The organism is Streptomyces sp. NPDC059564 (assembly GCF_042735575.1).
Lineage (GTDB): Bacteria > Actinomycetota > Actinomycetes > Streptomycetales > Streptomycetaceae > Streptomyces.
Map to the genome: position 1 here is coordinate 1 of NZ_JBHWBP010000374.1, position 7,343 is coordinate 7,343.

The window sequence follows — 7,343 nt, forward strand, 5'->3', positions numbered from 1 at the left end:
TGGTGGGGTCGGTGTTGTGTATACGTGTCAGACGGGCTGAGGCCCCGGGGGCGGGGGGGGCCGCGGGGGTTGTCGGGCGGCCCCCGGCGTTCACCGGGTTAGCGGAGGCCGGACGGAGCGGAGCGGATCGAATCGTTGGGCCGCATGGGTGATCGGCGATAACCCTTGGCGCCGGGGGCAGTTGATCAGGACGTCCCGCCGGGGACAGCTCATGCGACAGAAGGATCTCCACGATGCTCAAGAAGTTCATGGCCACCGCCGCGGTCACCGCCTCCGTACTGGGCACGGGCGCCCTCGCGGCCTCTCCGGCGATGGCGATCGGTAACGACCACGGCGTGAACACGGTCAACGGCAACGGAGCCGCGCAGATCTACGGCAACCAGGAGACCCAGGGCAAGATGAGCCCCCAGCTCAGCGCCGTCCAGGGCTCGCTGAACAAGCTCTGCATCGGCCTGCCCGCGAAGGTCAACGCCCAGTCGATCCTCGCCGCGGTCAACGTCGGCGTCCAGGACATCAACGTCCTGTCCAACCCGCAGAACCAGCAGTGCGCCGAGAACTCGACGCAGGCCAAGGGCGACGAGTCGCTGTCCCACATCGTGGACAACATCCCGATCCTGTCGGGCAACCTCTCCGCCGGCAGCTGATCCAGGCGGTATCCGGAGTACGGCCCACCGGAAACATCTGGTCTAGACCTTGACAGGTCCAGACCAGTTTCGCTTCAGTGGCGGTAGTCGTCGCCCCCCACCCCACGCGACAATTCCCCCCACCACAGGAGCAGTTACGTGATACGAGCCCTCCGCCGCCGCGCCCTCTCCGTCGCCGCGGCCGCCGCCGTGACCCTCGGTCTCGCCGTCGCCCTGCCCGCCTCCCCCGCCGCCGCGGCCCCCGCCTGCGCCGGGGCCTGGGCCTCCTCCGCCGTCTACACGAACGGCATGAACGCCTCGTACAACGGTCACAACTGGCAGGCCAAGTGGTGGACGCAGGGCGAGACGCCCGGCACCACCGGCCAGTGGGGCGTCTGGTCCGACCAGGGCGCCTGCGGCGGCGGGGGCGGCCAGGACCCCGACCCGGGCAACCCGTCCGGATTCGTGGTCAGCGAGGCCCAGTTCAACCAGATGTTCCCGAACCGGAACTCCTTCTACACGTACAACGGCCTGGTCGCGGCGCTGTCCGCGTACCCCGCCTTCGCCACCACCGGGGACGACACCGTCAAGCGGCGCGAGGCGGCCGCCTTCCTCGCGAACGTCTCTCACGAGACGGGCGGACTGGTGTACATAGTGGAACAGAACACCGCGAACTACCCGCACTACTGTGACGCGAGCCAGCCCTACGGCTGTCCCGCGGGCCAGGCCGCCTACTACGGGCGCGGCCCCATCCAGCTCAGCTGGAACTTCAACTACAAGGCGGCGGGCGACGCCCTGGGCATCAACCTCCTCGCCAACCCGTACCTGGTCGAGCAGGACCCGGCGGTCGCCATGAAGACGGCGCTCTGGTACTGGAACACCCAGAACGGCCCGGGCACGATGACCGCCCATGCCGCGATGGTCAACGGGGCGGGCTTCGGGGAGACGATCCGCTCCATCAACGGGTCGCTGGAGTGCAACGGCGGCAACCCGGCCCAGGTGCAGAGCCGGGTGAACGCGTACCAGAGCTTCACCCAGCTGCTGGGCGTCACCCCGGGGAACAACCTCAGCTGCTGAACCGGTCACGACCGTCCGTCCCGGGCCCGGTGGGGCACGCCGCTCAGCGGGCGCGCAGTGCGGTGGCCAGCTGGGCCCGGGAGCGGACGTCGAGCTTCTGGTAGATCCGGGTGAGCCGGGCCTCCACCGTCTTCACGCTGAGGAAGAGCTTCGCGGCGGCCTCCTGGTTGCTGGCTCCGCCGCCGACGAGCAGCGCCAGCCGGGCCTCCGCCTCGGTCAGGGCCGCCGCCCCGGGGTACGGGGCCGCGCCGCTCTCCCCCGGGGTCTGCCGGGCCAGGTCCTGCCACGGTTTGGCCCCGGCCCGCCCGAAGACCTCGGCGGCGGCGTCCAGGGCGGCCCGGGCGGGAGCCCGGCGGCGGCGCCTGCGTTCGACCCGGGCCAGCGCGAGCAGCGTACGGCCCTGCTCCAGGGGCAGCCCGAGAGCCTCGAACCGCTGGGCGGTGCGCGCCAGCAGCATGACGGCCGGCTCCGGCTCGCCCTGCGCGGAGCGGCACAGGGCCCGGGCCCGGTCCAGGGCGGCGACCACGGTGGTCCGCCCGAGGGAGCGGGCCACGAGGGTGACCCGGTCGAGGAGTTCCTGGGCGCGGCCGGGGTCGTCGGCGGCGACCAGGGCCTCGGCGAGTTCCCCGTGCCAGCGCAGCACCGAGGGGTCCACCACCTGCTGGGCCTCCTCGAGCGCGGCCACCCTGCTCAGGGTGGCCACCGCCTTCGCGGCCTCGCCGGTGGCCAGTTCGACGGTGCCGAGCGCGTACAGGCTCCGGGACAGGAAGACCTGGTCGTGTTCCTCCTCGGAGGCCTGGATGCCCCGGCGGGCGTATCCGGTGGCGCGGGCGAAACTGCCGCCGGCGGCCTCGGCGGTCGCGGCGACGTACCAGGCGGGGCCGGGTGACAGGCCCGCCTCGATGGTGAGCTCGAGGGCGCGGCGGGCGTGGGCGGCTCCGGGGCCGCAGCGGCCTCGGCGCAGTTCCACCTCGGTGAGGCTGCGCAGCACTTCGAAGACGTCCTCGGCGGAGCCGGTGCGCTGTACGGCGGGCAGCAGGACGAGGAGCTGGCGGCGGGCGTCGGTGAGCCGGTCGTCGAAGAGGGCGTGGCGGACGGCGAGGTACTGGGGGGCGTTGCGCATGCCGAGGGGGACCTCGGGGGCGGGCAGGGCGAGGGCCTCGGCGAGGATGTCCTCCGCGTCGGGATCCCCGAGGATGCGGCCCATGCGGGCCCGTACGGTCAGGGCCATGGCTTCGGCGACCTGGTCCCCGCCGGCCTTGGCGAGGGTTCCGGCCTCGGCGGCGGCGTCGCGGGAGCGTACGGGGTCGCCGTCGCCGATGTTGTGCTTCCAGGCGATGCGCAGCTGGACGGCGGCCCGCAGGGAGGGGTCCCCGGCGGCGTCGGCCAGGGCGCAGGCGATGGTCTCGTCAAGGTCGGCGAGGGCCTGGCCGGCGGCGTCGATGACGGCGAGGCGGGCGCGGACCCGCTGGGCGGGCGAGGCGTCGCGGGTGAGGACGGCGCGGGTGGCGCGGCGGGCGAGGTCGGCGCGGCCGGCCCAGCCGGCGTCCTCGGCGGCGGCGACGAGCCGGGCGAGTTCCTCCCGGGGCAGGGAGGCGGGGGTGCGTTCGGCCGCGAGCAGCCCGAGTTCGGCGGCGAGGGCGCGCTGGCCCCGGCGGCGGCAGGCGGCGGCCGCGTCGGTGATCTCGGCGGCGAGGCCGGCGTCGGGGGCGTCGACGGCCAGGGCGCGGTGGCGCACGGCCTGGACGGGGTCGTCCACGGCGGCGGCGAGCGCGGCGTGTCCGGCGGCGCGTTCGGGCCAGCCGGCGTCGGCGGCCAGGGCGGTCGGCAGGGCGCCGGCCGTGAAGGCCACGGCGCCGTCCTCCCCTACGGTGACCAGCGCGGCCCGTTCGGCCTCCGCGAGTTCCGCTTCCGCGTCGGGGCGTCCGGCCCGGCGCAGCAGGGCGGTGGTGGGCCGGGCGGCGAGGGCGGCCAGCAGCAGGGTGCGGCGGGCGCGGGCGGGGGCTTCGGCGAGGAGGCGGCGGGCGACTTCGCGGGCCTGCCCTGAGACGGGCAGGGTGTCGGCGTGGTGGGCGCCGCCGCCCGGGCAGCCGCAGGCTTCGGCCAGGGAGTGTCCGAGGGCGAGGGCGAGCCGGGGGTTGCCGCCGCTGGCCTGGTGGATGCGGCCGGCGAGCCGGGCGGGCAGGCCGTGGCGGAGCAGGAGTTCGGCGACCTCGTCGGCGCCGAGCGCGGGGACGCGGACGGCGGGGGTGCCGGGTCCGCAGAGGGGTTCGGCGACGGGGGCGCCGCCCTGGACGCATTCGGCGACGAGGACCCGTACGCGTGGCGGCGTCAGGCGCAGGACGAAGCGGAGCAGATCGGTGCTCTCGGCGTCGAGCCACTGGGCGTTGTCCAGGACGAGGAGGACGGGGCCGGGGGCGGAGAGGGTGCGGAGCACCTCGACGACGGCCAGGCGCAGGGCGACGTGGTCGCGGCCCGCGCCGGGGGCGTCGGCCTCGCGGCGGAGCAGGGCGATGGCGGTGCGCTGGGGTCCGGCGAGCCGTTCGAGGGCGGTACGGGGGACGGAGGCGAGCAGGGCGGCGGCCGAGGCCTCGGGAATCCACTGGTCGGCGGCTTCCGGCGCGAGCCTGAGTACGGTTTCGCCTCGGGCCTCGGCCGCGGCCGCGACGGCCCGCGCCACCTCGGTCTTGCCCGCTCCGGCGGGTCCGGTGAGGACGGCCCGGCCGTGCGTGGTCAGCGCACGGTGGACCGCCTCGATGAGTTCACGGTGTCCGACGTTGGTGTGTCCGACCTCGGTGTCAGCGTGCCCCGTCGCCGCCACGCACAGCCACCAGCCTTTCGCGCCCCTGTGCCCTTCCTGTGAAACGCGACAATACGAGGTCGGCCGCCGGACGGACCCTGATTGTGACGCAGAATTCAGTCAGGCGACCGGAAAGCACGACGGACCTGTCGGTACGGGAGGTACCGACAGGTCCGTGCGCTGGGGATGGTCCGTACTATCGGCCCGTCAGGGGGGAGTTGGGGGGCTCCCCGGGGGCCCGGACCGGTCGGGGGCCGACGGTCAGAAGCCGAGGCTCCAGGAGTCGATCTTGCCGGTGTCGCCGCCCGCGTTGTCGTTCACCCGCAGCTTCCAGGTGCCGTTCGCGACCTCCGAGGAGGCGTCGACGGTGTACGTCTGGTTGATGTTGTCGGTGCTGCCGCCGGCCCGGTTGTGGACCGTGTACACGGTGCCGTCGGGGGCGACCAGGTCGACCTTCAGGTCACCGATGTAGGTGTGCGCGATGTTCACGCCCACCTTGAGGGCGGCCGGCGCGTTGCCGTTCACACCGGAGACGGTGATCGGGCTCTCCACGGTGGCGTTGTCGGCGATCGCGAAGTCCGCGGTGTTCTCGAACGACGGGGTGGTCGGCGTGGAGGTCACGGCGGTCACGGCGGCGGCCGCGTCGGCGAGACCGGTGCCGCAGCCACCGGTGCAGGTGCCGGCGAGCGGGCGGGCGCTGGTCTTGATGGCCGACTCGACCTGCGCCGGGGTGAGGGACGGCTTGGCGGCGACGAGGAGCGCGGCGAGGCCGGCGACGTGCGGGGCGGCCATGCTGGTGCCCTGGTAGGGCTTGTAGATCTCGGCGCCGGGGGTGGTGGTGCCGGCGTTCAGCGAGGAGAGGATGCCGTTCTCGGGGGTGGTGACGGTGCCGGGCGTGTCGGTGGCGCGGCGGGTCTCACCGCCCGGGGCGGCGACGTCGATGATCGAGCCGAAGTTGGAGTAGAAGGAGCGGTCGCCGGTGCGGTTGGTGGCGGCGACGTTGATCACGTTGTTGCAGCTGGCGGGGGTGAACCCGGCCGCGTCCGCGTTGCTGTTGCCGGCGGCGACCACGACGGTGGTGCCGCGGCCGACGGCCGCGTTGATGGCGTTCTGGTAGCTGGTGGTGCAGGCGCCGGAGCCGCCGAGGCTCATGTTGATGACCTTGGCGGGGGTGGCGTTCGCCGGGACGCCGGCGACGGAGCCGCCCGAGGCCCAGGTGATGGCGTCGACGATGTCCGAGGTGGCGCCGCCGCACTTGCCGAGCACGCGGACCGGCTGGATCTTCGCGTTGTACGCGATGCCCGCGACGCCCTTGCCGTTGTTCGTGGCGGCGGCGATGGTGCCGGCGACGTGGGTGCCGTGCCAGGAGGAGTCACTGGCCTTGGAGCCGGTGCCGCACTCGCCCGCCGCGCTCCAGTCGCCCTGGTCGGCGGGGTTGTTGTCGCGGCCGTTGCCGTCGCGGGCGGCGGAGCTGGTGGAGATGAAGTCGTAGCCCGCGACGATGTTGGGGGCCACGTCGGAGTGGGCGACGTAGCCGGTGTCGATCACGGCGACGGTGACGCCGGAGCCGGTGGTCTTGTCCCAGGCGGCGGGCACGTTCATGCCGGCGGTGGGCTCGAAGAGGTCCCACTGCTTGGCGTACTCGGTGTCGTCGGGGGTGCTCATCGCGTAGGCACGGGAGTCGGGCTCCACGTAGGCGACGTCGGGGTCGGCGCGGAACTGGGCCATCACGCCGGCCGCCTCGGAGGGGGCGACGGCTCCGCCGAGGCTGACGAGGGCGGCTCCGGTGCCGAGGCGGCGGTCGAACTTCGCCTGCTTCCCGGCCTTCTTGCCCTTGGCGGCCGCGTCGTCGGCGGCGGCGGTGTTGGAACTGGCCTCGGAGGCCGAGGACTTGTATCCGACGATGAGGTTCTCTACCGGGGCGGCGGCGGGCGAGGAGGGCGCCGCGGCGGCCGGGAGGGTGCCGGCCGGGTCGTTCGCGGCGGTCACGGCCACGGAGGCGGTGGCGGAGCCCGCGAGGAGGGTGACGGACATGGCCACCACGGATATGAGCCGACGTCTGGATGCGTGCACGGTGTTCCCCTTCGGGGGCCGTTTCCGGGCAGGCCGGAGCGGCCGGTCGGTGCAGTGTGGGAGGTGATCGGCGGCCGCGGGACCGGGGTGCGGGCTGGTCAGACCCGCTCCGGCCGCCGCCGCGCGCCTCGTTGCCCGGCCGCGACGGCGGGGCTGGGCAACGGCGTACCGGCGATCCGCGCGCCCGCGTACGGCTTCACACCATGTGGGGTTGGTGCGGGGCAGTCCGGGGTGCGGAAGATCGCCGGTGGGCAGACAGTAGGCAACGCGGGGATGAACCCGATACGGGGAAAACCCTTGTCCGGACCCTGCGGGACCCTGCCGGACCCTCCGGAACCCTCCGGGACGCCGCCGCTCCCGCTCTCCTCCCTCGCCCCCGCGCCCGCGCTACCTCGGGTTGAGCTTGCGGAAGTAGGTCCAGCTGGTCTCGTTCGGTTCGCTCCACTTCTCGGGGGCGTGGGCGAACTCGGGGTGGTGCTCGGCGATGTACGCGCGGGTGCGCTCGGGGACCTCGGCGTAGGAGCCGAGCTTCACGCCCCGGCAGTGGAAGGTCAGGCCGCCGGGGCGCTGCCCCTGCTCCATCCAGGGCAGCCACGGCGACTGGCGGGTCCAGGACATGGTGGCGGGCACGCTCGGGGCGTCACCGGCGAGGGCGGCGGCGGGGGTGAAGAACTGGAAGAGCTCCAGGGCGCGGTAGGTGTCGTCGGCGGAGTTCCGCGGGTAGTCCGCGACGGGCAGCGGCGAGGGGTAGGAGAGGGGGATCTGCAGGC

General features: G+C 73.9%; 5 protein-coding genes. 2 read left to right on the forward strand and 3 right to left on the reverse strand.

Features of this window, described 5'->3' with window-relative positions; genetic code table 11:
* Positions 1-233 precede the first annotated feature (233 nt).
* Positions 234-644, forward strand: coding sequence for a rodlin (locus ACFV0Q_RS35565; protein WP_385011252.1), 411 nt, complete (start codon positions 234-236; stop codon positions 642-644).
* 189 nt (positions 645-833) lie between these two features.
* On the forward strand, positions 834-1,700 hold the full coding sequence (locus ACFV0Q_RS35570) for a glycoside hydrolase family 19 protein (protein WP_385011257.1): 867 nt from the start codon (positions 834-836) through the stop codon (positions 1,698-1,700).
* Positions 1,701-1,743: 43 nt separating this feature from the next.
* Here the strand turns inward: ACFV0Q_RS35570 and ACFV0Q_RS35575 are convergent, their stop codons facing one another.
* The 3 genes from ACFV0Q_RS35575 to ACFV0Q_RS35585 form a co-directional block, all read right to left on the reverse strand.
* Positions 1,744-4,521, reverse strand: a complete 2,778-nt coding sequence (locus ACFV0Q_RS35575) for an AAA family ATPase (protein WP_385011254.1) — start codon at positions 4,519-4,521, stop codon at positions 1,744-1,746.
* A gap of 240 nt (positions 4,522-4,761) precedes the next feature.
* Entirely contained in the window at positions 4,762-6,534 is a 1,773-nt protein-coding gene (locus tag ACFV0Q_RS35580) for a S8 family serine peptidase (protein WP_385011259.1), read from the reverse strand.
* Between the two features lie 426 nt (positions 6,535-6,960).
* Positions 6,961-7,343 (reverse strand): DUF1838 family protein (locus tag ACFV0Q_RS35585; RefSeq protein ID WP_385011256.1); only part of this gene is annotated, 383 nt, incomplete at its 5' end.